Here is a 25,449-nt window from a genome sequence, read left to right on the forward strand (position 1 = left end):
CAGGCCTGAGCCCGTCGAAAGGAGGGGCCGGGAGGAGCCGTGCGGCTCCTCCCGGCCCCTCCTTCCGCATCCACGGCGCGACGGGCGATCTCAGCCCGCCGCGGCGGGCTCGCAGTCCTGCGTAGAGACGGCCTGCTCGGCCCCGTCCGCCGCGGACAGCGCGGCGTCGAGCTGCTCGGTGCTCACCGCGAAGCCGGCGGGTCCGGACGACGAGCGGGCGAACACCACGCCGATCACCGCCCCGTCCTCATCCACCAGGGGCCCGCCCGAATTGCCCTGCTGGACGTCGCCGGCGAACTGCAGGACCTCGACGGGTGCGGCGGAGGCCTCGGCGTCGATCGAGCTCATGGAGGTCAGCGCCGTGCCCTGGACCTCGGCCGGGCCGATCGTCAGCGGCCCGCCGCCGGGGTGGCCGATGAAGGCCCCCAGGGTGCCCTGCGCCGGGGCGCCGCCGATCGGCAGCGCCGGGGCCGCGAGGCTCGCGACGTCCAGCACGGCCAGATCCTCCTCGGGACGGAAGAGGACCACCCGGGCCTCGTGCCGCCGCCCCTGGGCGTCGTGGACGAACACGGTGTCGGTGCCCGCCACCACGTGGGCGTTGGTGACCACCTGGCCCTTGGCGGCAGCGAAGCCCGAGCCGCTCTGGCGCGTCGAGCACTGCGGGGCGAAGCCGACCACCTGGACGACCGAATCGGCCGCCGCGAGGATCTCCGGGTCCTCGACCTCTCCCTCCGGCGGGGAGGCCGGGGCGAAGAGCAGCGTGTCGAGCTCACGCGCGGCGGCGCTTCCGGCCACTCTGTGCTGGGTCTGCTCGAGCAGACTCGTGAGGCTCCGGGGCACGGAGCCGTCGATCGCGCGCATCATGGGCGAACGCTCGGCGTGGGCGCCCAGGGCCGGGGCCGGCCCGCTGGCCAGGGTGGAGACCGCCGCGAGCACGACGAGCGCTGCCGCCGCCGTGCTGAGCAGCGCGCCGCCGAGGGCGTCGAGCACCGCCGCGGCCCGCGAGTCCCGCTGGGACGGCATCCCGGCGATCCGCCCGAGCAGGGCCTCGCCGAGGGCGTGCCCTCCGAGCATCCCGAGCACGACCAGCCCGCCCAGCACCAGCAGCCGCACCGAGGACCCGCCGGTCTCCAGCGGGATCAGGGGGATCAGCCACAGGGCCAGGGCACCTCCGAGCAGCAGCCCGACGATGCCGCCGAGTGTGCGCCCGATCCCGCGCACCAGGCCGTGGAGCATCCCCAGCACAAGGAGAAGCACGATGATCAGGTCCATCAGGCTCCAGGTCATCGCCGCCTCCTCCGCGCTCGTGCCGACCCGTCGACGGGGCGGCTCCCCCCGGCGCCTCGACGCGCTGAGGCGGTCCGATCATGTCCGGTCCGTTGGGAATCGGAGTATCTCGCATTACAGTGGGGACAGGAGTGTCGAATGCGTCACAGCAAGTCGGCACCGAGATCAGCTACCACCTTTCGAGGAGCACCATGGATACCGAGGTCCTGCGCCGGGCCCCCCTCTTCGCGTCTCTTGACGACGAGGCCTTCGCCGCGCTCACCGACGAGATCACCGAGGTCGATCTCCCGCGCGGGGCCACCCTGTTCCACGAGGGCGATCAGGGCGATCGCCTGTACTTCATCATCTCCGGCAAGGTGAAGCTGGGCCGCACGGCCAGCGACGGCCGCGAGAACCTGGTCGCGGTCATGGGCCCCGGCGAGGTCTTCGGCGAGATGGCCCTGTTCGACCCCTCCCCCCGCTCGACCGCCGCCACCGCGGTCTCCGAGACCCAGCTGGCCGGGCTCAACCACGAGAACCTCATGAAGGTCCTCGAGCGCAACCCCGCGGTCTCGCAGCAGCTGCTGCAGGCCCTGGCCCGTCGCCTGCGCCGCACGAACGAGAACCTGGCCGACCTGGTCTTCTCCGACGTCCCCGGCCGAGTGGCCAAGGCCCTGCTGGACCTCGCCGAGCGCTTCGGCCGCCAGACCCCCGACGGCGTGCTCGTGGCCCACGAGCTGACCCAGGAGGAGCTGGCCCAGCTGGTCGGCGCCTCGCGCGAGACCGTGAACAAGGCCCTGGCCGAGTTCGTCCAGCGCGGCTGGATCCGCCTGGAGGCCCGCGCCGTCGTCATCCTGGACACGCCGCGCCTGCAGCAGCGCTCCCGCTGACGCACCGCCGGCTCTGCCCCGGACCGCTTCGGCGAGCAGACCGGCAGGAGCGATGAAGAGGAGGCCGCGACCCATCGGGTCGCGGCCTCCACTCGTCTGCGCGGAAGGGCCCGCCGTGGGATCCGTAATCGCGGCGCTGAGGCGCAGCTGAGCAGCGAGCAGGCGGCTTCCGCGGGTCAGCGGCGGCGGCGCCCTCCGCTGCGGCGGTCGACGGCGAAGCACAGCCTGCCGTCGTCGTCGCGGTCGAGCCGGGCCATGCAGGGAGCCAGGTGGGGCCGGTGGGCAGCGGCGGCGATCGCGCAGCCGGCTCCGGCCAGGTCCTCGAGCAGCAGCAGGGTGAACGGGGTCAGCAGCCGGTGCAGGTCGGCATGCGGCTCGGCCCCCGCCAGCGCCTCCCGGGCCGTGAGCCCCAGATCGCCGGAGCGCGCGGCATCCGCGAACCCGGTGTCGGTCTCCCGGGCCCGCAGGATCTGCTCCGGGGAGACCCAGGCGCCGGGACGATCGCGGGAGCGCAGCGGCGAGGGCTCCTGCCGCTCCGGCAGGATCACCAGGAAGCAGCGCAGGTCGAAGCGGCGGTGCACGAACTCGGCGGTCACCCACCGGGCCATGGGCCGCAGCAGCTCGGTGCGCAGCACCAGCCGGCGCTCGTGGAGCAGCTCGGCCATGCTGGACTCCCCGGCAGCGACGTCCTCCCGCACGGACATCCAGTCGTGCCCGCCGGTCATGGTGATCGTGGAATCGCTGCGTCGACCCGCCAGCAGCACGCCGGTGCTCACGAACAGGGTGCGTGCGGCGGCCATCACGGCGCGGCGGGCATCGCCGACGTCCTCCTGCAGCAGGCCGGCCCACTGCTTGCTCGTGGGCCCGGACCAGGGCACGGGGTCGTCGTCGGCGCCGGTCACCCTCCCGCCGGGAAAGGCCACCGATCCGAACGGCGAGCGCAGCTCGTGGGCGCAGAGGTAGGTCTGCACGCCCTGGGGGCTGTCGCGCAGCAGCACGGTGCAGGCCGCGTCCAGCGGCGTGACCGGAGCAGTGTCATGCTCTGGATCCAGCCAGAGCTCGGCCGCCGCCCTGTACTCCGGCAGCAGCGGGAAGCGGCGCACCGGGGCGATCGAGTCCGGGCGCCGCTGCTCGAGCCCCGGCGGGTACGACGAGGGCCGCCCGGCCGGCTCCTCCTGAGCAGCGCGGCCGGACGGCCCGGTGGGAGCCTCGAGGGGCTCAGGCGAATTCGACAACGAGCTCGAGCTCGACCGGGGAGTCCTTGGGCAGGACCGCCACGCCGACGGCCGAGCGGGCGTGCACTCCGGCCTGGCCGAGCAGCTCGCCCAGCAGATCCGAGGCTCCGTTGATCACGCCGGGCTGCTCGGTGAAGGACGGGTCGGAGGACACGAAGCCCACGAGCTTCACCACGCGGGTGATGCGATCGAGGTCGCCGATCTGGCCCTTGATCGCCGCAAGCGCGTTGAGCACGCAGGTGGCGGCCAGCTGCTGGGCCAGCTCCGGGGCGACCAGGCCCTCGCCGAGCCCGACCTTGCCGGTGCTCGGCAGGGCGCCGTCGACGAACGGCAGCTGCCCGGAGGTCCAGACGTGGGTGCCGTCGATCAGGGCCGGGACGTAGGTGCCGGCCGGGGCGGGGACCTCGGGCAGGGCCAGGCCGAGTTCGGCCATGCGGGCCTCGACGCGTCCTGCGGATGCCGCTGCGGACATGATCAGGCCTCCTTGGGGCGCTTGAAGTAGGCGATCGGGTTGGTCTGCTGCGGAGCGTTCACGGCAGCGTCCGGCGTGGAGGCCTGCTGCTGGCCGGGCAGGATCGCCACCAGCTCCCAGCCCTCCGAGCCGAAGTTGTCGAGGATCTGCTTGGTCGCGTGGATCATGATGGGCGCGGTCATGTATTCCCAGGTGGTCATGACCCCGATCCTAGTGCCTGGGCCCGTGGCGCAGGCCTCATCGCGCGCCGCCCGCCGCTGCCAGGCTTCGCTTGTACCATGACCGAATGGCCTCATCTCCGAGCTCCCCCGGTGCCCCGCAGGGGACGTCTGCCGTCGGTCGCGTCATCGCCTTCCTCCTCGCCAGCATCCTGGCCGGAGGCGTCGTCGCGGCCCTCGTCCTGCCCTCGGCCGCTGCGGCGGGCCTCGCCGCCAACGGCTCGGTCGCGTGGATGAAGGACCTCCCCGAGGACCTCTCCAACGGCCCCATCTCCCGCTCCTCGACCGCGTACGCGCGTGACGGCGAGACCGAGCTGGCCACGTTCTACGCGGAGAACCGCACACCGGTCGCGCTCGACGACATCTCCCCGTACATGCAGGATGCGATCGTCTCGGTCGAGGACCGCGACTTCTACACGCACGGCGGCGTCTCGGTCACGGGCATCTTCCGCGCGGTCGCGAACAACCTGACCAACTCCGAGGGCCGTCAGGGCGCCTCCACGCTGACCCAGCAGTACGTCAACAACCTCATCATCGACCGCGACGTCCGCGCCGGCGACGAGGCCTCCACGCTGGGCGCCAACAAGGGCTACGCGGACAAGATCCAGGAGATGAAGCTCGCGGTCTCCATGGAGAACGAGGTGCCCAAGGAGGAGATCCTCGAGGGCTACCTGAACATGGTGCTGTTCGGCCCGCGCAACTACGGCGTGGAGACCGCTGCCAACTACTACTGGGGCATCAGCGCCTCGGAGCTGAACCTCCAGCAGTCGGCCACCCTGGCGGGGCTCGTGCAGTCCCCGGAGTACTACAACCCCGCGACCAACCCGGAGCAGTCCATCGACCGCCGCAACACGGTGCTGTGGACCATGCTCGATGAGGGCAAGATCTCCCAGGAGCAGTACGACGCCGCCGTCGCGGCCCCGCTGGACCTGGATCTGCACCCGGAGAACCAGGGTTGCACCGCCTCCGAGGACGCCCCCTACTTCTGCACGTACGTGGAGAACGAGATCCTCACCTCGCCCGAGTTCGGCGAGACCCCGGACGACCGCCTGAACAACCTCCAGCGCGGCGGGCTGAAGATCGTGACCACCCTGGATCCGAAGGCCCAGTCCGTGGCCCAGGAGCAGGTCGAGGCCACGCAGCCTGCCGACGACAACCCGGACTCCGTGGGCTCCTCGATCGTGTCGGTCGAGCCGGACTCCGGGAACATCGTGGCTATGGCGCAGAACTCGAACTACTCCTCAGCGGAGGAGGAGGACCACCAGAACACGGTCTACAACTTCAACACGGACACCCTGGACGCCGGCACCGGCGGATACCAGGTGGGCTCGACGTTCAAGCCCGCCGTGCTGCTGGCCTGGATCGACGCCGGCAAGTCGGTGGGCCAGAACATCGACGCCTCGCGCACCCGCTACCCGGCCGATCACGCGTGGGAGGCCTCCTGCGTGGAGGGCGGCTCGGTGTTCGAGCCGGGCAACGACGGCAACGGCTTCTCGTTCCAGAACGCGACCAAGGGCTACGAGCGGGACATGTCCGTGGAGTACGGCCTGTACAACTCGATCAACACCGCGATCTACGCCATGGCCGATCAGCTCGACCTGTGCCGCATCGGCGAGCTCACCGCGGATCTGGGTCTCCACAACGGACAGACGGGCCTGCCGATCGACACCACGCACCTCTCCGCGCTGCTGGGCGGTTCGTCGGACAACGTCTCCCCGCTGACCATGGCCACCGCCTACGCGACCTTCGCCAATGACGGCGTGCGCTGCGAGCCCCGGTCCCTGCTCAGCGTCACCGGCGCCGACGGCACCGAGTACGCGGTCCCGGAGGGCAACTGCCAGCGCCAGATCAGCGAGGACGAGGCGCGGACGGTGAACCACGTGCTCGAGCAGGTCCTTGTGCGCGGCTCCGGCTACGAGCTCGGCATCGGGCTGCCGGACGCGTCGGCCGCCAAGACCGGCACCACCGACAACTCCACGCAGACCTGGCTGCTGGGCTACACGCAGGGCCTGTCCACGGCCTCCTGGGTCGGCAACTACGCCGAGGGCAGCAGCTCGCTCAACGACGTCTCGATCGGCGGCAGCACGCCGGCCTCCCAGACCTCGGATCCCGACGACTGGGTCGACGGCGCCTCCTATGCCGGTGAGCAGTGGCAGAAGTACATGGAGGAGATCGCGCCGGACTACAGCACGGAGGAGTTCCCCTCGGCCCCGTCGGACCTGACCAGCGGCAGCGACTCCGACTCGAGCAGCGACTCCGACTCGAGCAGCGGCGGCACGGCGACGGGCGACAGCGGCGGGACTGCCAGCGGGACCGCCACCACCGCCCCGGCTGCGTGATCCCTTGAGCGCTTCCTGGGTGAGGACCTTCGGCCAGACCGGTGCCGCTGTCGCGGCCTCCGGCCTGGCCGTCGGCGCATGGGCCGTGCTCGGCGAGCGCCGCCGCTTCCGCGTCCGCCACGAGACCCTTCCCGTGCTGGCACCCGGCTCGCGGGATCTGCGCCTGCTGCATATCTCGGACCTGCACACGGTTCCGGGCCAGGAGGCCAAGAAGCGCTTCGTGCACGGTCTGGCCGAGCTCGAGCCGGATCTCGTGATCGACACCGGCGACAACCTCTCGCACATGCAGGCGCTGCCGTACCTGCTCGAGATCCTCGAGCCCCTGCTGCGCCTGCCCGGCCTCTTCGTCCCGGGCTCCAACTGCTACTTCGCCCCGGCCTTCAAGAATCCCGCGCGCTATCTCTGGAAGCGCACCTCGCAGGACGACGACCGCACCCAGCTGCAGCTGCTGCCCTGGCAGCAGATGCACCGGGCCTTCGAGGACGCCGGCTGGCTCGGGATGGTCAACCGCTCCCGCACGGTGCGCATCGGCGGGCAGCTGCTCGACGTCTCGGGCGTCGATGACCCCCACCTGCACTTCGACCGCCACCCGGGCTTCAGCCTGCCGGCCGGCGCCGCACATGCCTCCGGATCGGCTTGGACCGCAGACGCGGTTCCGGCCGAGGAGCCCGTGCTGCGCCTGGGCCTGGCCCACGCCCCCTACATCCGCACCCTCGAGCGCTTCGCCGACGACGGCGCGGACCTGATCCTGGCCGGGCACACCCACGGCGGGCAGGTCTGCCTGCCCGGCGGCCGGGCACTGGTCTCCAACTGCGATATCGAGCCCGAGCGCTGCAAGGGCATGACGGAGCAGAAGGGCGTGCCCGTGGGGATCTCGGCCGGACTCGGCGAATCTCGCTTCGCTCCGGTGAGGCTGTTCTGCCGCCCCGAGGCCGTCCTCATGACCCTGACGGCGCGCGCCTGAGCGAACGTCGTCCCGCAACGCCCGACGGCCCCGGGTCGCGATCCTTCGGGAATCGCGGCCCGGGGCCGTCGTCTCGGGGTGGCCGCCTCGAAAGGTGCCGTGCCTCAGCGCGGGATGCCGCGTGCTGCATCGCGCAGGCGCCGGTACTGGGCGGCCAGGCGCACGGGAGCATCCGCCGCTCCGTAGCCGCGGTAGCCCCCGAGGCGCTCGAGCACCTCGAAGAAGACCCCGCCGAGGGTCCCGGTGTAGAAGTGCAGCAGCTCCCCGCTGTCGTCGCGGTCGTAGAGCAGCCCGAGCTCGCGCAGCTCGGCCACGCGGTCGTCGTCCAGCCCGAAGCGCGCCTGCAGGTCGGCGTAGTAGTTCGCCGGCACGGGGAGCCTGTCCAGCCCTCGCTGCGCGGCCCTGCGGGCCACGCCCTCGATGTCCCGGCAGGCGAAGGCCACGTGCTCGGGATACACGGCGCCCATGGAGGCGGACTGCTCGGCGTCCTCCGGAGCCACGTTCAGCGGCATCCGGATCGCGTCGTCGCTCGAGCGCATGACCTGGCTGCGCACGAGACCCGCCGGCCCCGGGACGTCCTGGGGCTCCTGGGCTTGCAGGCCGAGCAGCGCGGTGAAGAACAGCACGGCCTCGTCGCGGTGCTGCCAGGGCTGGGCGGTGTTCACGTGGTCGATCCCCGTGATGCCCGGTCCCTGCTGCGCCGGGCCCTGCGAGGCCTCCAGCCCGAACTCGAGCGCCCAGCTCGGCACCTGCCCCTCCTCCTGCGGGCAGAAGAAGATCTCCGTGCCGTCGGGGGCGAACACGCCGCGCAGGTCCTGCTCATCCGATCGCCGGCTGCGCTCGACCCTTCGCGCCCCCAGGAGGTGAGCACGGGCGTCTGCGGCCTCGATGTCCGGGACCTCGAAGGCCAGCCCCGCCAGTCCCGCCCCCTGGCCGGTGGGGCCCAGGTCGGCGACGACCACGCGGGCCTCGCCCTGGGTCCACAGCTGCACGCCCTCCTTGCTGCGGTGATGGCCGCCCAGCGCGAAGCCGAGCTGATGCAGCACGCGAGAGGCCTCCCCCAGCCTGCCCGTGCGCAGCTCCACGAAACCCCAGTCCTCTGGCTGGACCGCCGGGGGAAGTGCGCGCAGCTCCAGGGGGCCCGCACCAGTCGGGCCCGACTCGTCACCGCGGCCCGCGCCGTCGGCGGTGCCGATGGCCTCCTCCCGGCCCTGGACGAGGACGTCGCCGGGATCGGCCTCCCCCAGCTCGACGAGGCGGGCCAGGGTGCGGTCCTCGAGCCAGCGCAGCGACCGCAGCCCGTCCACGGCGGTGCGCGCCACGTCGGCCTGGCGGAAGGAGTCGTTGAAGATCTCCAGGGACACCGGGCCGTCGTAGCCGCAGCGGTGCAGGTGCACCATGAAATCGACCAGGTCGAAGCCGCCCTGCCCCGGGAACACCCGGTGGTGCCGCGACCAGGACAGCACGTCCATGCTCAGCAGCGGAGCGTCCGCGAGCTGGACGAACAGCACGGTCTGCGCATCCAGGTCCTCGATCGGCGCCGGGTCCCAGCCGCGGGAGAGGATGTGGAAGCTGTCCAGGCAGGTGCCCACGTTCGGGTGATCGGCCATCCGCACGATCCGAGCGGCATGCTCGAAGTCGTTGACGAACCTCCCCCAGGCCAGGGCCTCGTAGGCCAGCCGGATGCCGTACTCCGCAGCCAGATCGCCGGCCCTCCTGAGCTGCTCGGCGCAGACCTCGTCATCGTCGATCGTGGCCGTGCCCACGTTGGAGCACAGCAGCATCGTGTCGATGCCCAGCTCGCGGGCCACGTCGAGCTTGGCCTCCAATCGCCGCAGGCCGTCCCGGAACACGTCCTCCTCGACCCCGTCCAGGTCCCGGAAGGGCTGGTAGAGGTCCAGGCTCAGCCCCAGATCGGCGGCGCGCTGCCGGATCTGCGCCGGGGTGTGCGGCGAGACGACGAGATCCTGCTCGAAGATCTCGATCCCGTCGAAGCCCGCATCCGCGGCGGCGCGCATCTTCTCCGCGAGCGTTCCGGACAGGCACACGGTGGCGATCGACGTCCTCATCGGCCGGCTGCCTCCTTCTGCGCCTTGCGCTCCTGCGCGGCCTCGATGGCCTTGAGATCGATGGCCTCGGTGCGGGTGGTGTGCAGGTCGTCCAGGCTGTCGAGCGTGCGGTGGCCCGTCTCGGTGGCGGTCAGCGCGGCACCTGCCGAGATGAGGCACATGAGGGTCACGAACATGGCCACGCCCATCCAGTTGTCGCCGGTCTCACCGGCCAGGTAGGCCGACAGCGCCGGAGCCACGCCGCCCGAGACCGCGAAGCCGATCTGGGTGCCCAGGGACAGGCCGGAGACGCGCACCGCGGTGGGGAACATCTCGGCGTAGAACGACGGCCACACGCCGTTGGCCAGTGAGTAGAAGCAGCCGGACATCAGGATGCCGAGCAGGAAGATCAGCGGCCAGCTGCCGCTGTGGACGGCACCGAGGTAGCCGTACATGCCTGCCGCCGCGCCGACCGCCCCGGCGATGAACACCGGCTTGCGCCCGATCCGGTCCGCGAGCAGGGCCGCCAGCGGGATCGCCAGCAGCGCGACGGCGTTGACCACCACGGGCACCAGCAGCATCGTGGAGCGGTTCAGGCCCACCACGGAGGTCGCGAAGGAGACCGACCAGACCGTGAAGACCATGTTGACGGTGTTGACCATGGCAGCCAGGGCCACCCGAGCCACGGCCGCCTTGTGGTAGCGGAACAGGATGCCCAGCGGGTTCGGCGCCTTGGTGGGGCCGCTCTCGAGCTGCTCGGAGACCTCGTGGAACTTGGGCGGCTCCTCCAGGGTGCGGCGGATGACCCAGGCGGTCACGACGACCAGGGCCGAGACGAAGAACGGGACGCGCCAGCCCCAGCTCATCAGCTGCTCCTCGGTGAGGATCAGCGTGAAGGGGATGAACACGGCGGTGGCCAGCAGCGTGCCGGCCTGGGTGCCCTGCAGCGTCCAGCTGGAGGTGAAGGCGCGGTGGTCGTCATCGGCGTGCTCGAGCGAGACCGAGATCGCGCTGGCCTGCTCGCCGGCGGCGGAGAGGCCCTGGATGACGCGGCACAGGGTCAGCAGGATCGGGGCCAGCAGGCCGGCCTGCTCATAGGTCGGCAGCAGGCCGACGGCGAAGGTGGCCCCGCCCATCAGGAACAGGGTGAGCATCAGCACGAACTGACGTCCCATGCGATCCCCCAGCGGGCCCATGATCAGGGCGCCCAGCGGACGGACCACGTAGGCGACGCCCACGGTGGCCATGGAGAACAGGATCGCAGCCCCCGGGCTGGTGTCCGCGGGGAAGAACAGGTGATTGAGCACCAGCGCGGCTGCGGTGCCGTAGACGGCGAAGTCGTAGTACTCCAGGGCGGAGCCGACCCAGCTGGACAGCGCGGCCTTGCGCGGAGTCTTGCCGGAGGGCGAGGCGGCGGGCTGCTCGGCAGCCGAAGCAGTGGTCATGGCAGTTCCTCACGATGGCGGAGCAAAGGCGGCGGGCTGGAGTCGCACGCCGGGTCCTGCAGGACAGGAGCACCGGACGGATAATTTCCACATATTGAAAATTACTTCCGAATAGTGATAGATTCACTGTGATCCACACAACAGAGCCTGTCAAGCGCACCGCAGAGGAGAAGCGCGTGAGCACCCAGAGCACCGGCACCGTGGGCAAGGCCCTGGACATGCTGAGCCTGCTCGGCGAGCATCCGGACGGCGCGACCGCCCGCGAGCTCGCCGAGGCCTCGGGGCACCACTTCTCCACCGCCTACCGTCTGCTGCGCACCCTGGTGGACACGGGCTTCGCGGAGCACTCCCCCCAGGACAAGCGCTACCGCCTGGGTCTGCCCGTGTTCCAGCTCGGGCAGAAGGTCGCTCACGCCCGGGGCTTCGACGCCTCGGCGGCACCGGTGCTGCAGGGACTGGTCGAGACCACCGGGGAGAGCTGCCTGCTCGCCGTGCTGCACGGGCAGCGCTTCCTCACCACAGCCAAGATCGACGGCCCGGAGTTCCGAGTCACCACGGACCCGGGCGATCAGGGCACCCTGCACTCCTCGGCGATCGGCCGCGTCCTGCTCGCCTTCGCCCCCGCCGCCGAGCGCGACCGCCTGCTCGAGTCGATCCCCATGCCGGCTCGGACCGAGAGCACCCTGACCGAGCGCGATCGACTGCGAGAGCTCGTGGCGCAGACGCAGCGGCAGGGCTTCGCTTCGCAGTCGGAGGAGCACGACGACGGCATGGCCGCCGTCGCCGTGCCGGTCCTGGACCCCGCCGGGGGGCTGATCGCCGCCCTGTGCCTGGCCGCCCCCATCTTCCGCAGCACCCGGGAGGACCTGCAGGATCAGCTGCCGCTGCTGCGAGAGGCCGCCGATCAGCTCGCAGCCGTGCTGCCGCCGCGGCCCCGCTGAGCTCGCCCGGCCTTCTACGCTCCCATCCCCGATCCCAGATCCCGGCCGCCGCGGCGGCCCCGAGAGGAGACGCACCATGACCCGTCCGCGCATCCTGGTCCTCAACGGCCCCAACCTGAACATGCTCGGCACGCGCGAGCCCGAGATCTACGGCAGCCAGACCCTGGCTGATATCGAGGCCCTGGTCGCTCAGCGCGCCCAAGAGCTGGGCACCGAGGTCGACTTCCGCCAGTCCAACCTCGAGGGCGAGCTGATCGACGCCCTCCAGCAGGCACGCGGGAGCCATGTGGGCTGCGTGCTCAACGCCGCCGGGCTCACCCACACCTCGGTCAGCCTCCACGACGCCGTCAAGGCCTCCGAGCTGCCCACGGTCGAGGTCCACCTGTCCAACCCGCACGCCCGCGAGGACTTCCGCCACGTGTCCTTCCTCTCGCCGATCGCGGACGCCGTGATCGCCGGCGCCGGGGCGCAGGGCTATCTCTACGCCGTGGACCTGCTGATGACCCGCTACGGACGGGGCGCAGACGCATGAGCGAGCGCACGCTGCTGCTGGGGCTGATCGGCGACGACATCGCCCTGTCCCGCACTCCCCCCATGCACGAGGCCGAGGGCCTGGCACAGGGCCGCCCCACCATCTATCGGCGTCTGGACACCCTGCGCTCGGGGCTGAAGGGCCGGCCGCTCGCGGAGATCCTGCACGCGGCCAGGGACCTGGGCTTCGACGGGCTGAACATCACGCACCCGCACAAGCGCGCCGTCGTCGAGCTGCTCGACGAGATCGACGACGACGTGCGCCGCCTGGGCGCGGCCAACACCGTCGTGATCCGGGAGGACGGGACGCTCGTCGGGCACAACACCGACGTCTCCGGGTTCCGCAGCGGGTTCCTGGAGGGTCTCCCGGATGCCGAGACCGGGACGGTCGTGCAGATCGGCACCGGCGGGGCGGGCACCTCGGTGGCCTCGGCCCTGGTCGGGATGGGCGTGCAGCGCCTTCTGGTCAGCGACCTGGACCCCGTGCGGGCCCAGGAGCTCGTGGCTTCCCTCAACCGCGGGGCCGGCCGCCAGGCGGCAGAGGCGCTGCCCCAGGATCAGCTCGAGCCCGCGCTGCAGGCATGCGACGGCGTCGTCAACGCGACCCCCATGGGCATGCCCGCCCACCCCGGGACCTCCTTCGACACCGGCCTGCTCAGCCCGCGGCAGTGGGTCGCGGAGATCGTCTACATGCCGCTGCGCACGCAGCTGCTCGAGGAGGCCGCCCAGCGCGGCTGCCGCACCCTCGACGGCGGCCGCATGGCGGTCTTCCAGGCCGTCGACGCCTTCCGCCACTTCACCGGACTGGAGCCCGACGTCCAGCGGATGCGCGAGGCCTTCCTGCTCGCCAGCTCCTGAGCGGCACGGGCTGCGAGGAACGGATTTCCCATCCCCCCGCGGATGCCCTTACACTGGTCGGGTTGCGCGCGACGCGAGTCCGCGCAATCGGGATGTGGCGCAGCTTGGTAGCGCGCCTCGTTCGGGACGAGGAGGTCGCAGGTTCAAATCCTGTCATCCCGACCATGTGATGTCTCAGGACATCGCAACGGCCGGATCCGCCGCAGCGCGGATCCGGCCGTTCGTCATTCCGGTGTCGGACTCGCGGGTCTGAGCTTCATCCTCGTCGGAGCGGCTGCCGTCATGAACATCATCGAGTTCTGGGCCCGCTCCGCCGATCGCTCGACCGGGGCCGCCGACGCCCCCGGCTGACTAGCATGTCGCCATGCACACCGCTCTGCTGCTCGTCGGCATCGTCGTCACGGTCCTCGCCGGCACTTCCCTGAGCGAGCGGCTGCGGCTGCCCGCACCCATGGTCCTCATCGTCCTGGGCGTGATCGGCTCGTTCCTGCCCTTCGTCCCGGTGATCGAGCTCGGCCCGGAGCTCGTGCTCGTGGGGCTGCTCCCGCCGCTGCTGTACTCCTCCGCGCTGCAGACCTCGATCATCGACATCAAGGCGAACCTGACCTCGGTGATCCTGCTGTCCGTGACGGCCGTGGTCGTCACCACGTTCACCGTCGGATGGACGCTGCACGCCCTCGTGCCGGACATCCCCTGGCCGGTCGCGCTCGCCCTGGGTGCGGCAGTGGCCCCTCCGGACGCCGTCTCCGCCAGCGCCGTGGCCCGCCGCATCGGGCTGCCCCGCCAGATCGTCACGGTGCTCGAGGGCGAGTCCCTGCTCAACGACGCCACCGCCCTGGTCAGCCTGCGCACGGCGATCGCCGCCATCACGGGTGCCGTCGCCGTCGGCTCGGTCTCCCTGGACTTCCTCATCGCCGCCGGCGGGGGCATCCTGCTCGGGCTGGCCGTGGCCGTCGTCGTGAACCTGCTGCGCCGGCGCATCCACGACCCCCTGATCGACACGGGGCTCTCGTTCGTCGTCCCGTTCCTGGCCTACCTGGCGGCCGAGGAGATCCACGCCTCCGGAGTGATCTCGGTGGTCGTCGCCGGCCTGCTCATCGGGCACAAGGCGCCCGTGGTCCAGACCTCCGGATCCCGGATCACCGAGCGCGTCACCTGGTCCACCGTGGCGTTCCTGCTGGAGCACGCGGTCTTCCTGCTGATCGGCATGCAGGTGGTCTCCATCATCACGGGCCTGGACGGCACCGTCCCCTGGTCGCGCGTGGTGCTCGCGTGCGCAGGCGTGCTCGCCGCGGTGATCCTGACGCGCATGGCCTGGGTGCTGCTGACCCAGTGGCTGCGCGGCCTGCGCCAGGCCCCGCAGGAGCGGGAGCCGTGGTCGCACGCGATCATCACGGGCTGGGCGGGGATGCGCGGCGTCGTCACGATCGCCGCCGTTTTCATCATCCCGGCCGATGTCCCCCACCACGATCTGCTGGTGCTGTGCGCGCTCGTGGTGGTGCTGGGAACCCTCTACCTGCAGGGCCTGTCCCTGCCCTGGCTGACCCGCGCGCTGGGGGTCAGGCCCAACGACCCCGCCGTGGACGCGCTGGCCCGGGCCACCCTGCTGCAGCAGGCGAGCGAGGCAGGTCTGCACGAGCTCGATCGTTGCGACCACCACGAGGACCACGGCGTGGCCGAGTCCATCCGCGCCCGCCTGGACCAGCGCACCTTCGCAGCCTGGGAGCGGCTGTCCACCCGCACCGGGGAGGAGTCCCCGTCGGAGGCCTACACCCGGCTGCGTCTGAGCATGATCGCCGCCGAGCGCCAGCGCGTGCTGGAGATCCGGAGGGAAGGCCAGGTGCCCTCCCACGTGGTCCGCGAGGTCCTGGGCATGCTCGATCTCGAGGAGTCCATGCTGGACTCCGGCGCCGAGGCGCGCGAGGAGATCGTGGCCACCGGCGACGGCCAGGGCGGCACCTGCGACGAGCTCGCCGCCCAGCCCTCGGTGAGCCCGCATGCCGACGACGACGCCGTGTGCCGCGCCTGTGTGGAGCAGGGCACCCATCCGGTGGCCCTGCGCCGCTGCCTGACCTGCGGCGAGATCGGCTGCTGCGACTCCTCGGTCGGCCAGCACGCGACCGCGCACTTCCGCGCCACCGGCCATCCCGTGATGCAGTCGGCCGAGCCCGGCGAGACCTGGCGCTGGTGCTACGTGCACAGCACCACCGCCTGAACCGATCCCGACGCATCCAGCGCTCGTCGCAGCCTCCTCCGTCGTCCTGGAACCCCGTCCTGCCCGAGCACTGGAGCCGCCATGTCCACCCCGCCCCCGTCCCAGCCCACGACCTCCCAGCCGGACCGGCCCGTCGAGCCGCAGCCGGCGATCCTGCTCGTCTCGGCCCTTCACGGCGAGGTGCTGACCCGGCAGTTCCGCCGCTACGCCCACGAGTACGACGTCCGCGCGGTGGACTCCCAGCCTGCGCTGAGCGCGGACCTGGAGGAGCTCGAGGCCCAGGGCTCGCCCGTGGCGCTTCTCGTCCTGGACACCTCCCCCGAGACCGAGGACCAGGACTGGTCGCAGACCTTCGCGTCGCTGAAGTCCGTGCGCACGGCCGTGCCCACGGCGCGGCGGATCGCGGTCACCGCCTGGTCCAGCTTCATGCCCCACGTGCAGCTGCTGCGGCACAAGGTGGCCATGGGCGTCCTCGATGCCCACCTGCTGCTGCCGCGCGGGCAGCGCGACGAGGAGTTCCACTCGGCGATCGTCGACCTGCTCAACGACTGGGTCGCCACGACCGGCAGGCCGCAGGTGGAGACCTTCTCGATCGTGGCCCCGCCGGGGCACCCGATCGCCCGGCAGCTGCAGGACCACCTGTATCGGATGGGCACTCCGCACGGGATGCACTCCCCGGATTCCGAGACCGGACGGCGGATCCTGGCCGAGACGGAGGAGGAGATCCGCTGGCCCATGATCAGCGCCTCGGGCCTGCCAGCCGAGCACTGCCCTTCGGCCCGCCACCTCGCCCGGAGGCTCTCGGCGAATCGCGCCCTCACGGTCGAGCAGCTGCCCGATGAGCTCGATGTCATCATCGTGGGCGCGGGACCCGCCGGGCTCGCAGCGGCCGTCTATGCGGCCAGCGAGGGACTGAGCACGCTCGTGCTCGAATCCGACGCCGTCGGCGGCCAGGCCGGCACGAGCTCGATGATCCGCAACTACCTGGGCTTCCCGCGCGGCATCTCGGGCATGCGCCTGACGTCGCGGGCGCGCACCCAGGCGCTGCGCTTCGGCGCCGTGATCCGCACCGGCTGGCCGGTCGAGCGCCTGGAGCCCGGGATCGACGGAGACCTGCACACCGTGCACACCGAATCCGAGGCCCTGCGCGCACGCACCGTCCTGATCGCCAGCGGGGTCAGCTACCGCCGGCTCGGCGTCGACTCCCTCGAGCAGCTGGTCGGCCACGGCGTCCACTACGGCGCCGCGATGGCCTCGGCCCCGGAGATGGAGGGCCAGGACGTCGTGGTGGTCGGCGGAGGGAACAGCGCCGGGCAGGCCGCAGTGCACCTGGCACGATTCGCCCGCTCCGTCACGATCGTCGTGCGCAGGCCCGGGCTCGGAGAGACCATGTCGCAGTACCTGATCACCGAGATCGAGGCGAACCCCCGGATCGAGGTCCAGGGCGGGACCCGCGTGGTCGACGGCGGCGCCGAGGAGGGAGAGCTGTCCTGGGTCGAGCTCGAGGAGATCGCCACCGGGCAGCGCCGGCACCAGGAGGTCGGCGGGCTCGTCCTCCTGCTGGGGGCGGCCCCGCACTGCGACTGGCTTCCCGAGGCCGTGTGCCGGGACGAGCGGGGCTTCGTGCTCACCGGCAGGGACGTCCCGGCCGACCACTGGCTGCAGGACGTCCCGCCGGCGCAGCCGTCCACCGCGGTGCCCGGCGTGCTGTGCGCCGGAGACGTCCGCGCGGGGTCCATGAAGCGGGTGGCCTCGGCCACCGGCGAGGGAGCTGCGGCGGTGTCGCTGATCCACGAGCACATCTCGGCTGCGCCCGAGCAGGCCTGAGAAGGGCTACGGACAAACGTTGAGCGGCCCCTTCATGGGCAGAAGGGGCCGCTCGTCGTTCCACCTCAGGGACCTGCTCCGCGCCGTCCTGCGAGGGGATCCAGTCCTCGCGCGGCTGTCCGGAGTCGAGGCGGTGGGGAGAGCACCGGTCCTCGACAAGTCCTTCAGGAGCGACACCGACACGGACTCCGCGCTGCGCCCTGGATCCGGAAGGTGGAACTTCCCGGGAGCGCGGCGAGGAGTTCCTCACCGAGTCGTCAGCCGCGTCTGGTCGTCACGGCTTTCGCTCACCACGAGTATCCGACGAGTCCATGCCTTCGCACTATGGACTTTGGTCCAGGTTCTCGGGATTTTCTGGCGGACCCCGGGATCCGAGCCGCCGGAGGGGACCCGATCAGTCGACGGCGTCGACCTCCAGGAAGGGCCCCTGGGGGCTGAAGCTGCGCCCCGTGAGCCGCTCGAATGCCTCGATGTAGCGGGCCCGCGTGGGCTCCACGACATCAGCCGGCAGCGCGGGCGCCAGTCCCTCGCCGTTCCAGCCGGAGGCCTCGCTGTGCAGCCAGTCGCGCACGTACTGCTTGTCGAATGACGGCTGCGAGCGCCCCGGCTGCCAGGTCTCGGCATCCCAGAACCGGGAGGAGTCCGGTGTCAGGACCTCATCCCCCAGAGTGATGGCCCCGCGGTAGGAGTCCAGGCCGAACTCGAGCTTGGTGTCGGCCAGGATGATCCCCCGCTCGCGCGCGATCGCCTCGGCGCGGGCGTAGATCTGCAGGCTCAGCTCGCGCAGCCGCTCCGAGACGGCCGTGCCCATGCCCTCGGACATCTCCTCGAAGGTGATGGGGAGGTCGTGCTCGCCGACCTCCGCCTTGCCCGTGGGCGTGAAGATGGGCTCCTCGAGCCGCGAGCCGTCCTCCAGCCCCTCGGGAAGGGCCACGCCGCAGATCTCGCCGTCGCGGCGGTAGTCCTTGAGCCCGGAACCGGTCAGATAGCCGCGCACGATGCACTCGACCGGGAACATCGAGAGGTTCTTGCAGATCACCGCCCGTCCGCGGACCTCCTCCGGGACATCGGTGCTCCACAGGTGGTTGGGGACCTCGCTGAGCTGCTCGAACCACCACAGCGACAGCTGGGTCAGCACGACTCCCTTGTCCGGGATCTCGGTGGGCAGGACCTGGTCGAAGGCCGAGATGCGGTCGGTGGCCAGCACCAGCACGCTGCCCGCCCGGTACTCGGCGTCATCGCCGACGGACGCGCCCGTGGCCGCCATGTGCTCGTCCTCGGGGACGTAGAGCTCGCGGACCTTGCCGGAGTACATGTGCCTCCAGCCCGGCAGCTCGGGCGGGGCGGGGTGGCCGGGGAACTCGGGATGCTCCGGTCGACGCTCGCCCTGGGCGGCGGCAGCTGCCGTCGGAACTGCAGGGGCCGGTGCTGCAGCCTCGTCCTCGTCCTCGGCCTGCGCGCGCGCCTGCGCTCGCAGGGCGCCCTCGGCGATGTCGGTGCGGTGCTGGGAGCCCTCCAGCCGGATCAGCTCCACGCCCTGATAGGCACGGGCCCGGGCCTGAGCCAGGTCATCGCCCAGGGCCACGACCGTGAGCACGCGGCCTCCCGAGCTGAGCACGGCCCCGTCCTGGGCGCCGGTGCCGTGCGCCGTGCCCGCATGGATGACCTCGACGCCCTCGAGCGCCTCCGCCTCCTCGATGCCGGTGATCGGATCGCCGGTGCGCACGGTGCCCGGGTAGCCGGCCGAGGCGACGACCACGTTGACCGAGCTGCTCGGGCTCCAGCGCAGCGGCAGGGGGCCGTCGTCGGGCGAGGCCTGTTCCTGGGCCAGCCGCCCCTGGGCCGCCGCCTTCAGCAGCTGGCCCAGCGGCGAGACGAGCCGCGCCAGCACGGATTGGGTCTCGGGGTCGCCGAAGCGCACGTTGAACTCGATGACCTTCAGGCCCTCGGAGGTCACGGCCAGGCCGCAGAACAGCACGCCGTTGAACGGGGTTCCGCGGCGGGCCATCTCCTCGAGCACCGGACGCGCCACGGTCGCCACGACCTCGTCGGCGAAGCCTGCCGGAAGCCACGGCAGCGGCGTGTAGGCGCCCATGCCTCCGGTATTGGGGCCCTCGTCGCCGTCGAAGATGCGCTTGAAGTCCTGGGCGGGGGTCAGGGCCACGGCCTCGGTGCCGTCGCAGATCACGAACAGCGAGACCTCGGGGCCGTCCAGGAACTGCTCGATCACCACGGTCGAGCCCGCCTCGAGGCAGGCCAGCGCGTGGGCCGCGGCCGCCTGGCGGTCCTCCGTCACCACGACGCCCTTGCCCGCGGCCAGGCCGTCGTCCTTGACCACGTGCGGAGCGCCGAACGCGTCGAGGGCGTCCTGGACCTGCTGCTCGGTCGTGCAGGTCCGGGCCTGGGCCGTGGGCACCCCGGCCTTGTCCATGACCTCCTTGGCGAAGGCCTTGGAGCCCTCGAGCCGTGCGGCCTCGGCCGACGGCCCGAACACGTCGATGCCCTCGGCGCGCAGGGCGTCGGCCACTCCCGCCACGAGCGGGGCCTCCGGGCCGACGACTACCAGGTCCGCGCCGATCGTCCGCGTCAGGGCGAGGACCGCAGCCGGATCCTGGGGGTCGACCGGATGGACCGGCACCTCCCGGGAGATCCCGGCGTTGCCGGGGGCTGCGTGCACCTCCCTCACGGCCGGATCTCGCAGGAGGGTGCGGACGATGGCGTGCTCTCGACCGCCTGAGCCGATGACCAGAATCTTCACGGGGCCAGCCTAGTGCCCACCCGGGACCGGGTGCGCGGGCCCGCCCATGCCCGATACTGGGGCCATGACGATGCAGAATCCGAGTCCCGACGAGACCTTCGCCGCCTCCTCCGCCGTGGAGATCGCCCGCCTGCGGCGCAGCGGCTTCGTGGAGACCCGCCATATCGGCTCCGCAGTGGTGACCGGCCCGGACGGCTCCCGGCTGATCAGCCTGGGCGATGTCGACACGCCGATCTTCCCCCGCTCCACTCTCAAGCCGTTCCAGACGATCGCCGCCATGAACTCCGGGGCGATCCTCAGCCTGGGCCAGATCGCGATCGCCTCCGGCTCCCACCGCGCCGACGACGACCAGGTTGCCGCCGTGCGCTCCATCCTCGAGGAGGCCGGCGTGGCGGAGACGGCCCTGCAGTGCCCGGCCGTGGGGCGCCACCGCCCGGAGGAGCAGGACTCGCGCCTGTTCTACAACTGCTCGGGCAAGCACGCGGCCTTCCTCGCGGCATGCGCGGTCAACGACTGGGATTTGCAGACCTATCTGGATCCGCAGCACCCGCTGCAGCAGGAGGTGCTGCGCGTGATCGCCGAGGTCACCGGCGAGCAGCCCTCCCTCGTGGGGGTCGACGGCTGCGGGGCTCCCCTGGCCGCGATCTCGCTGAGCGGACTCGGCAGGGCGTACGCCTCCCTAGGCGCCGCCGCGCGCAACATCCGCGCAGAGGCCCGCATGGCCACGGTCGCCACCGCCATGCTCGACTACCCCGAGTTCGTCGAGGGCCCCGGCCGGTCGAACACCGTGATCATGGAGCAGCTCGACGTCATCGCCAAGCTCGGCGCCGAGGGCGTGCTGGGGCTGGGCACCGCCGACGGCTACTCGGTGGCCGTCAAGACCCTCGACGGCTCCGGGCGCATCAACGCGCTCGTGGGCCTGAACCTGCTGATCGCCGTCGGGGCGATCGACCCCGAGCGGGCCCGGCCCGTGATCGAGGACGCCACCCCGTCCATCACGGGCGCCGAGGCGGTCGTGGGCGGATTCGAGCTGGCCCCCGCCGTCGTCGACGTCCTGCGCGAGCACGGGCAGGAGCCGGTCGAGCCGGCCGGAGCCCGGAGGCGCGGCTGATGGCCCGGCGACGAATCGATCCCGCCGACGGCACCCTGGCCGTGGCCGCCTGGCGACGCGACGACGAGCCCCCGCGCAGCACGATCGCCACGGCCGTGCGCTTCACCCTCGAGGAGCTCGCCGAGCGCGCGCCGGGCAACTCGGTGGAGGTGCGCGTTCCGCCCCTGGGCGTGACCCAGTGCATCGAGGGCCCGCGCCACACCCGCGGCACCCCGCCGAACGTGGTCGAGACCGATGCCCGGACGTGGCTCGAGCTGGCCACCGGGCGCCTGAGCTGGGCCGATGCCGTGGCCGATCGCCGAGTGGCGGCCTCCGGGACCCGCACCGATCTCTCGGGCGTCCTGCCGCTGCTCGGGGCCTGAGACGCACGCCTCCCAGCGCGAGGCCTCCGGCGGGATCGCTCGGCCTCCGCGGCCGTTATCCTGAGACCCATGCCCTCCGAAGACTCCCCGACCACCCCGCTCCGCGGCTCCACGGCTCCCGTCGAGGACCAGGAGCAGCTCACGACCCTCAGCCTCCGCCGGGCGCCCAGGGTCTCCGTGTTCCTGGGCACCGGCGCAGCGATCGGCCTGATCGCGGGCATCGTCATCGGCGTGCTGGGATCGGGCAACGTGGAGTTCACGGCCACCCAGGTCATCGGCTACATGGCGGTGATCTTCGCACTCCTCGGCATGGCCCTGGGAGCGGTGGCCTACGTGGTCGCCGACCGCATCTCGGTGCGACGAGCCCGGGAGGTGCAGGCTCACCTGGAGTCCCGCACCGCCGCGCCGAACGACCGATCCGCCGACGTGGGAGACTGAACCCGTGCTGCGACCTGATGGACGACTGACCCACGAGACCTTCGACGACGACAGGGCTCCGCAGGACGAATGCGGGGTCTTCGGCGTCTGGGCCCCCGGCGAGGACGTCGCCAAGCTGACGTACTTCGGCCTGTACGCGATCCAGCACCGCGGCCAGGAGTCCGCGGGGATCGCGACCTCCAACGGCGAGCGCATCAGCGTGTACAAGGACATGGGGCTCGTCTCCCAGGTCTTCGACGAGACGACGCTGAACACCCTGATCGGGCACATGGCCGTCGGGCACTGCCGCTACTCGACCACCGGCGGCTCGACCTGGACCAACGCCCAGCCCACCCTGGGCGCCACGCCCCACGGCACGGTCGCCCTGGCCCACAACGGCAACCTCACGAACTCCGCGGAGCTCTACGACAAGCTCATCGACAAGTCGGGCTTCCCCTCGCGAGGCGAGATGGCCCGGGGCAACACCACGGACACCGCCCTGGTGACCTCGCTGCTGGCCGAGCACCCGCACGACTCCCTCGAGGAGGCCGCGCTGGCGCTGCTGCCGCAGCTCGTGGGCTCCTTCTGCCTGAGCTTCATGGACGAGCACACCCTCTACGCCGCGCGCGACCCGCAGGGCATCCGCCCGCTGGTGCTGGGCCGCCTGGAGCGCGGCTGGGTCGTGGCCTCGGAGACCTCCGCCCTGGACATCGTGGGCGCCTCGTTCGTGCGGGAGGTCGAGCCCGGCGAGTTCATCGCGATCGACGAGGACGGCCTGCGCTCGCACCGCTTCGCCGAGGCCCGCCGGGCCGCCTGCGTCTTCGAGTACGTGTACCTGGCCCGCCCGGACACCGCGATCCACGGCCGCTCGGTCTACGAGTCCCGCGTGGACATGGGCCGGGCCCTGGCGCATGAGCACCCCGTCGAGGCGGACCTGGTCATGCCCACCCCTGAATCCGGCACGCCGGCGGCGATCGGCTATGCCGAGGCCTCCGGGATCCCGTTCGGCAACGGCCTGGTCAAGAACTCGTACGTCGGCCGCACGTTCATCCAGCCCTCGGACACGATCCGCCAGCTCGGCATCCGCCTCAAGCTCAACCCGCTGAAGTCCGTGGTCGCGGGCAAGCGGCTGATCGTGGTCGACGACTCCATCGTGCGCGGCAACACCCAGCGCGCGCTGGTGCGCATGCTGCGCGAGGCCGGCGCGGCCGAGATCCACGTGCGCATCTCCTCGCCGCCCATCAAGTGGCCCTGCTTCTACGGCATCGACTTCGCCAATCGCGCGGAGCTGATCGCCAACGGGCTGGCCGTCGATGACATCCGCGCCTCCCTGGGCGCCGACTCCCTGGGCTACATCTCCGAGGACGGCATGATCGAGGCCACCCGGCAGGAGCCCTCCGAGCTGTGCACGGCGTGCTTCTGCGGGCGCTATCCCACCGAGCTGCCCGCAGCCGATGCTCTCGGCAAGTCCGTCGTGGAGGCTCGTCGCGCCCCCTCGGCGCCCCACGGCCGGAGTGAGTCCGCAGCCGCCGCGAGCGAGGAGAAGACCGTCGAGGCCTCGGGCGAGCGCATCCTGCTGGCCGACGACGCCGAGCCCTCCTCCGAGGTCGGCTCGTGCGATCCAGGACCCGACTCCGAGCTCGAGGACCTGGTCCTGGAGCAGGACACCCGCACCTCCCACGAGCACAGCTCGTCCCAGCGCTGAGCGCGGCCGTCGGCCCCGCATCGCACACCTCACGACCACCACGCCACCCCAGGAGCATCGTGACCGATCAGAAGAGCACAGACGCGGCCCAGAGCATCACCTACTCCTCGGCCGGCGTCGACGTCGAGGCCGGTGACCGCGCGGTCGAGCTGATGCGCGCCGCCGTCAAGGACACCCACTCGCCCCAGGTCGTCGGCGGGTTCGGCGGCTTCGCCGGGCTGTGGGACGCCTCGGCGCTGACCGGCTACCGCAAGCCGTACCTGGCCTCGTCGACCGACGGCGTGGGCACCAAGGTCGCGATCGCCCAGGCCCTGGACATCCACGACACCATCGGCTGGGACCTGGTGGGCATGGTCGTCGACGACATCGTGGTGGTCGGCGCCGAGCCGCTGTTCATGACCGATTACATCGCCACGGGCAAGGTGGTGCCGGAGCGCATCGCCGATATCGTGCGCGGCATCGCCGCCGCCTGCTCCGCGGCCGGTGCCGCCCTGGTGGGCGGCGAGACCGCCGAGCACCCGGGCCTGCTGCGCCCGGACGAGTACGACGTCGCCGGCGCCACGACCGGCGTGGTCGAGGCCGACGAGCTGCTCGGACCGCACCGCGTGCGCTCGGGCGACGTCCTGATCGCCATGGGCTCCTCGGGCATCCACTCGAACGGCTACTCCCTGGTCCGCCGCGTCCTGGACGTGGCCGGCTGGTCGCTCGAGCGCGAGGTCGAGGAGTTCGGGCGCACCCTGGGCGAGGAGCTGCTCGAGCCCACCCGCGTCTACGCGGCCGACGTCCTGGATCTGGCCCGTTCCTTCCCCGTCAACGGCCCTGACGGCACGACCGGCTCGGGTGTGCGCGGGTTCACCCACGTGACCGGCGGAGGACTGGCCGCCAACCTGGCCCGCGTGCTGCCGCAGGGCACCGTGGCCGTGGTCGATCGCGGGACCTGGTCGGTTCCGCCGGTCTTCCAGCTGATCGGCACCCTGGGCAGCGTCCCGCAGCCCGATCTGGAGCGCACGCTGAACCTGGGCGTGGGCATGATCGCGGTCGTCGATCCGTCCGCGGCCGACTCCGCCCTGGCCCGCCTGCACTCCCGCGGCATGGACGCCTGGATCATGGGCCAGGTCGAGGACCTGCCGGCCGACGGCCTGGGCGGAGGACCGGACTGGGTTCAGGGAGCCAAGGGCGTCGACGGCGGCGCAGTGCACCTGGTCGGCGACTACGCCGGCTGAGCGATCGAGCCCCGCGAGGAGTCGCTCGTGCAGGCCTTCGCGTGCTGAAGCCCTGCACGAGCGACTCCTCGCGGCCGCGGCGGGCCGCTCACGGCCCACGGGGCGCCCGCCCCGAGATCAGCTGGCATGCGAAGAGCCCCCCACCGAACGGTGGGGGGCTCTTCGCACGCCGGTCGCACCGGCTGACCCCTTCAGGAGAGGGGAGGCTCAGCGGCGACGATCGTCGTACTCGTAGCTGTCCTGATCCTCGGAGTGCGAGTCGACCGCGCTGTGCTGGTCGTCCTCGAACGCCGGGCGCCGACTCTCGGTCGGCCCCGACTGCCGCAGCTCGCGCTGCAGTGCGGTGAGGTCGGTGTCGGGGGTGAAATACTTCATCTCCCGAGCCTGTCGCGTTGCCTTCGCCTTTTGACGGCCGCGCCCCATGAGCGTGACCCCCTCTGTCTCTCGGTTCCGGTCGGCAGCCAGTCGACACACAGTGCTGCCCCGGTGATGTGCGTATGAATCGTGGCCCCAGGGTACACGTTCGAACGCTCCTGGATCGACCCGGCCCTACCTGGCAGAGACCTGGCAGTCGCCCCTCCGCGGGAGGAAGGGGCGACCGCCGGGCGGCTGCGGCGTCTGACG

The 25,449-nt window shown here is 71.7% G+C and carries 21 protein-coding genes and 1 tRNA gene; 14 read left to right on the plus strand and 8 right to left on the minus strand.

Going from position 1 to position 25,449, the window contains the following annotated elements; genetic code table 11:
• Positions 1-90 precede the first annotated feature (90 nt).
• On the minus strand, positions 91-1,287 hold the full coding sequence (locus tag JOE55_RS05145) for a MarP family serine protease (protein WP_204782211.1): 1,197 nt from the start codon (positions 1,285-1,287) through the stop codon (positions 91-93).
• Between the two features lie 191 nt (positions 1,288-1,478).
• On the opposite strand from JOE55_RS05145, the gene JOE55_RS05150 reads away from it, so the two are divergent.
• A complete protein-coding gene (locus JOE55_RS05150; RefSeq protein ID WP_006213795.1) occupies positions 1,479-2,156 on the plus strand; it encodes a Crp/Fnr family transcriptional regulator in 678 nt (225 codons plus the stop codon).
• A 176-nt stretch (positions 2,157-2,332) separates the two neighbouring features.
• On the opposite strand, the gene JOE55_RS05155 is transcribed toward JOE55_RS05150, so the two are convergent.
• The 3 genes from JOE55_RS05155 to JOE55_RS05165 are packed head-to-tail and all read right to left on the minus strand — an operon-like array spanning position 2,333 to position 4,063.
• On the minus strand, positions 2,333-3,391 hold the full coding sequence (locus JOE55_RS05155) for an NUDIX hydrolase (protein WP_006213797.1): 1,059 nt from the start codon (positions 3,389-3,391) through the stop codon (positions 2,333-2,335).
• On the minus strand, positions 3,375-3,863 hold the full coding sequence (locus JOE55_RS05160) for a RidA family protein (protein ID WP_024289835.1): 489 nt from the start codon (positions 3,861-3,863) through the stop codon (positions 3,375-3,377). Before JOE55_RS05160 ends, JOE55_RS05155 begins: the two co-directional genes overlap by 17 nt.
• 2 nt (positions 3,864-3,865) lie before the next feature.
• Complete coding sequence (locus tag JOE55_RS05165) at positions 3,866-4,063, minus strand: DUF4177 domain-containing protein (RefSeq protein ID WP_006213800.1); 198 nt, start codon at positions 4,061-4,063, stop codon at positions 3,866-3,868.
• Positions 4,064-4,149: 86 nt separating this feature from the next.
• Between JOE55_RS05165 and JOE55_RS05170 the strand changes: the two genes are divergently transcribed.
• Both JOE55_RS05170 and JOE55_RS05175 read left to right on the plus strand, forming a co-directional pair.
• Positions 4,150-6,420 carry a transglycosylase domain-containing protein gene (locus JOE55_RS05170; protein ID WP_204782212.1) on the plus strand — a complete coding sequence of 757 codons (2,271 nt, stop codon included), beginning with the start codon at positions 4,150-4,152 and terminating at the stop codon, positions 6,418-6,420.
• Positions 6,421-6,424: 4 nt separating this feature from the next.
• Complete coding sequence (locus JOE55_RS05175) at positions 6,425-7,384, plus strand: metallophosphoesterase (RefSeq protein WP_239546436.1); 960 nt, start codon at positions 6,425-6,427, stop codon at positions 7,382-7,384.
• 104 nt (positions 7,385-7,488) lie between these two features.
• Here the strand turns inward: JOE55_RS05175 and JOE55_RS05180 are convergent, their stop codons facing one another.
• Both JOE55_RS05180 and JOE55_RS05185 read right to left on the minus strand, forming a co-directional pair.
• The gene (locus tag JOE55_RS05180; protein ID WP_204782213.1) at positions 7,489-9,453 is read right to left on the minus strand and encodes a bifunctional sugar phosphate isomerase/epimerase/4-hydroxyphenylpyruvate dioxygenase family protein; all 1,965 of its coding nucleotides are present in this window, start codon (positions 9,451-9,453) and stop codon (positions 7,489-7,491) included.
• On the minus strand, positions 9,450-10,877 hold the full coding sequence (locus JOE55_RS05185; RefSeq protein WP_204782214.1) for an MFS transporter: 1,428 nt from the start codon (positions 10,875-10,877) through the stop codon (positions 9,450-9,452). Before JOE55_RS05185 ends, JOE55_RS05180 begins: the two co-directional genes overlap by 4 nt.
• A gap of 176 nt (positions 10,878-11,053) precedes the next feature.
• On the opposite strand from JOE55_RS05185, the gene JOE55_RS05190 reads away from it, so the two are divergent.
• The 6 genes from JOE55_RS05190 (at position 11,054) to JOE55_RS05215 (ending at position 17,249) form a co-directional block, all read left to right on the plus strand.
• On the plus strand, positions 11,054-11,818 hold the full coding sequence (locus JOE55_RS05190; RefSeq protein ID WP_204782215.1) for an IclR family transcriptional regulator domain-containing protein: 765 nt from the start codon (positions 11,054-11,056) through the stop codon (positions 11,816-11,818).
• Between the two features lie 76 nt (positions 11,819-11,894).
• Complete coding sequence (gene aroQ / locus JOE55_RS05195) at positions 11,895-12,350, plus strand: type II 3-dehydroquinate dehydratase (RefSeq protein WP_204782216.1); 456 nt, start codon at positions 11,895-11,897, stop codon at positions 12,348-12,350.
• Positions 12,347-13,207, plus strand: a complete 861-nt coding sequence (locus JOE55_RS05200; RefSeq protein ID WP_137801823.1) for a shikimate dehydrogenase — start codon at positions 12,347-12,349, stop codon at positions 13,205-13,207. The genes aroQ and JOE55_RS05200 overlap by 4 nt, the downstream gene beginning before the upstream one ends.
• An 88-nt stretch (positions 13,208-13,295) precedes the next feature.
• Positions 13,296-13,372, plus strand: a tRNA-Pro gene (locus JOE55_RS05205).
• A gap of 199 nt (positions 13,373-13,571) precedes the next feature.
• Positions 13,572-15,422, plus strand: coding sequence for a Na+/H+ antiporter (locus tag JOE55_RS05210; RefSeq protein ID WP_204782217.1), 1,851 nt, complete (start codon positions 13,572-13,574; stop codon positions 15,420-15,422).
• An 81-nt stretch (positions 15,423-15,503) separates the two neighbouring features.
• The gene (locus tag JOE55_RS05215; protein WP_204782218.1) at positions 15,504-17,249 is read left to right on the plus strand and encodes an NAD(P)/FAD-dependent oxidoreductase; all 1,746 of its coding nucleotides are present in this window, start codon (positions 15,504-15,506) and stop codon (positions 17,247-17,249) included.
• Between the two features lie 394 nt (positions 17,250-17,643).
• Here the strand turns inward: JOE55_RS05215 and purD are convergent, their stop codons facing one another.
• Positions 17,644-20,007, minus strand: coding sequence for a phosphoribosylamine--glycine ligase (purD, locus tag JOE55_RS05220; RefSeq protein WP_204782219.1), 2,364 nt, complete (start codon positions 20,005-20,007; stop codon positions 17,644-17,646).
• A gap of 64 nt (positions 20,008-20,071) precedes the next feature.
• Here purD and JOE55_RS05225 point away from each other — a divergent pair, with 64 nt between their 5' ends.
• From JOE55_RS05225 to purM, 5 genes are all read left to right on the plus strand, one after another.
• Positions 20,072-21,118: an asparaginase gene (locus tag JOE55_RS05225; RefSeq protein WP_204782220.1), complete on the plus strand. Its 1,047-nt coding sequence runs from the start codon at positions 20,072-20,074 to the stop codon at positions 21,116-21,118.
• Entirely contained in the window at positions 21,118-21,480 is a 363-nt protein-coding gene (locus JOE55_RS05230; protein ID WP_006213814.1) for a sterol carrier family protein, read from the plus strand. Before JOE55_RS05225 ends, JOE55_RS05230 begins: the two co-directional genes overlap by 1 nt.
• 69 nt (positions 21,481-21,549) lie before the next feature.
• Positions 21,550-21,918: a hypothetical protein gene (locus JOE55_RS05235; protein WP_204782221.1), complete on the plus strand. Its 369-nt coding sequence runs from the start codon at positions 21,550-21,552 to the stop codon at positions 21,916-21,918.
• Positions 21,919-21,922: 4 nt separating this feature from the next.
• Positions 21,923-23,602: an amidophosphoribosyltransferase gene (purF, locus tag JOE55_RS05240; protein WP_204782222.1), complete on the plus strand. Its 1,680-nt coding sequence runs from the start codon at positions 21,923-21,925 to the stop codon at positions 23,600-23,602.
• A 59-nt stretch (positions 23,603-23,661) separates the two neighbouring features.
• Entirely contained in the window at positions 23,662-24,825 is a 1,164-nt protein-coding gene (gene purM / locus JOE55_RS05245; RefSeq protein WP_137801828.1) for a phosphoribosylformylglycinamidine cyclo-ligase, read from the plus strand.
• A 207-nt stretch (positions 24,826-25,032) separates the two neighbouring features.
• On the opposite strand, the gene JOE55_RS05250 is transcribed toward purM, so the two are convergent.
• Positions 25,033-25,248, minus strand: coding sequence for a DUF3073 domain-containing protein (locus JOE55_RS05250; RefSeq protein WP_024289822.1), 216 nt, complete (start codon positions 25,246-25,248; stop codon positions 25,033-25,035).
• Positions 25,249-25,449 lie beyond the last annotated feature (201 nt).

Source organism: Kocuria palustris (genome assembly GCF_016907795.1).
GTDB lineage: Bacteria > Actinomycetota > Actinomycetes > Actinomycetales > Micrococcaceae > Kocuria > Kocuria palustris.

Coding starts and splice junctions, on each gene's coding strand:
- JOE55_RS05145 (WP_204782211.1), bottom strand. CDS start 1,287: ATGACCTGGAGCCTGATGGACCTGATCATCGTGCTTCTCCTTGTGCTG.
- JOE55_RS05150 (WP_006213795.1), top strand. CDS start 1,479: ATGGATACCGAGGTCCTGCGCCGGGCCCCCCTCTTCGCGTCTCTTGAC.
- JOE55_RS05160 (WP_024289835.1), bottom strand. CDS start 3,863: ATGTCCGCAGCGGCATCCGCAGGACGCGTCGAGGCCCGCATGGCCGAA.
- JOE55_RS05165 (WP_006213800.1), bottom strand. CDS start 4,063: ATGACCACCTGGGAATACATGACCGCGCCCATCATGATCCACGCGACC.
- JOE55_RS05170 (WP_204782212.1), top strand. CDS start 4,150: ATGGCCTCATCTCCGAGCTCCCCCGGTGCCCCGCAGGGGACGTCTGCC.
- JOE55_RS05180 (WP_204782213.1), bottom strand. CDS start 9,453: ATGAGGACGTCGATCGCCACCGTGTGCCTGTCCGGAACGCTCGCGGAG.
- JOE55_RS05185 (WP_204782214.1), bottom strand. CDS start 10,877: ATGACCACTGCTTCGGCTGCCGAGCAGCCCGCCGCCTCGCCCTCCGGC.
- aroQ (WP_204782216.1), top strand. CDS start 11,895: ATGACCCGTCCGCGCATCCTGGTCCTCAACGGCCCCAACCTGAACATG.
- JOE55_RS05200 (WP_137801823.1), top strand. CDS start 12,347: ATGAGCGAGCGCACGCTGCTGCTGGGGCTGATCGGCGACGACATCGCC.
- JOE55_RS05210 (WP_204782217.1), top strand. CDS start 13,572: ATGCACACCGCTCTGCTGCTCGTCGGCATCGTCGTCACGGTCCTCGCC.
- JOE55_RS05215 (WP_204782218.1), top strand. CDS start 15,504: ATGTCCACCCCGCCCCCGTCCCAGCCCACGACCTCCCAGCCGGACCGG.
- JOE55_RS05225 (WP_204782220.1), top strand. CDS start 20,072: ATGACGATGCAGAATCCGAGTCCCGACGAGACCTTCGCCGCCTCCTCC.
- JOE55_RS05230 (WP_006213814.1), top strand. CDS start 21,118: ATGGCCCGGCGACGAATCGATCCCGCCGACGGCACCCTGGCCGTGGCC.
- JOE55_RS05235 (WP_204782221.1), top strand. CDS start 21,550: ATGCCCTCCGAAGACTCCCCGACCACCCCGCTCCGCGGCTCCACGGCT.
- JOE55_RS05250 (WP_024289822.1), bottom strand. CDS start 25,248: ATGGGGCGCGGCCGTCAAAAGGCGAAGGCAACGCGACAGGCTCGGGAG.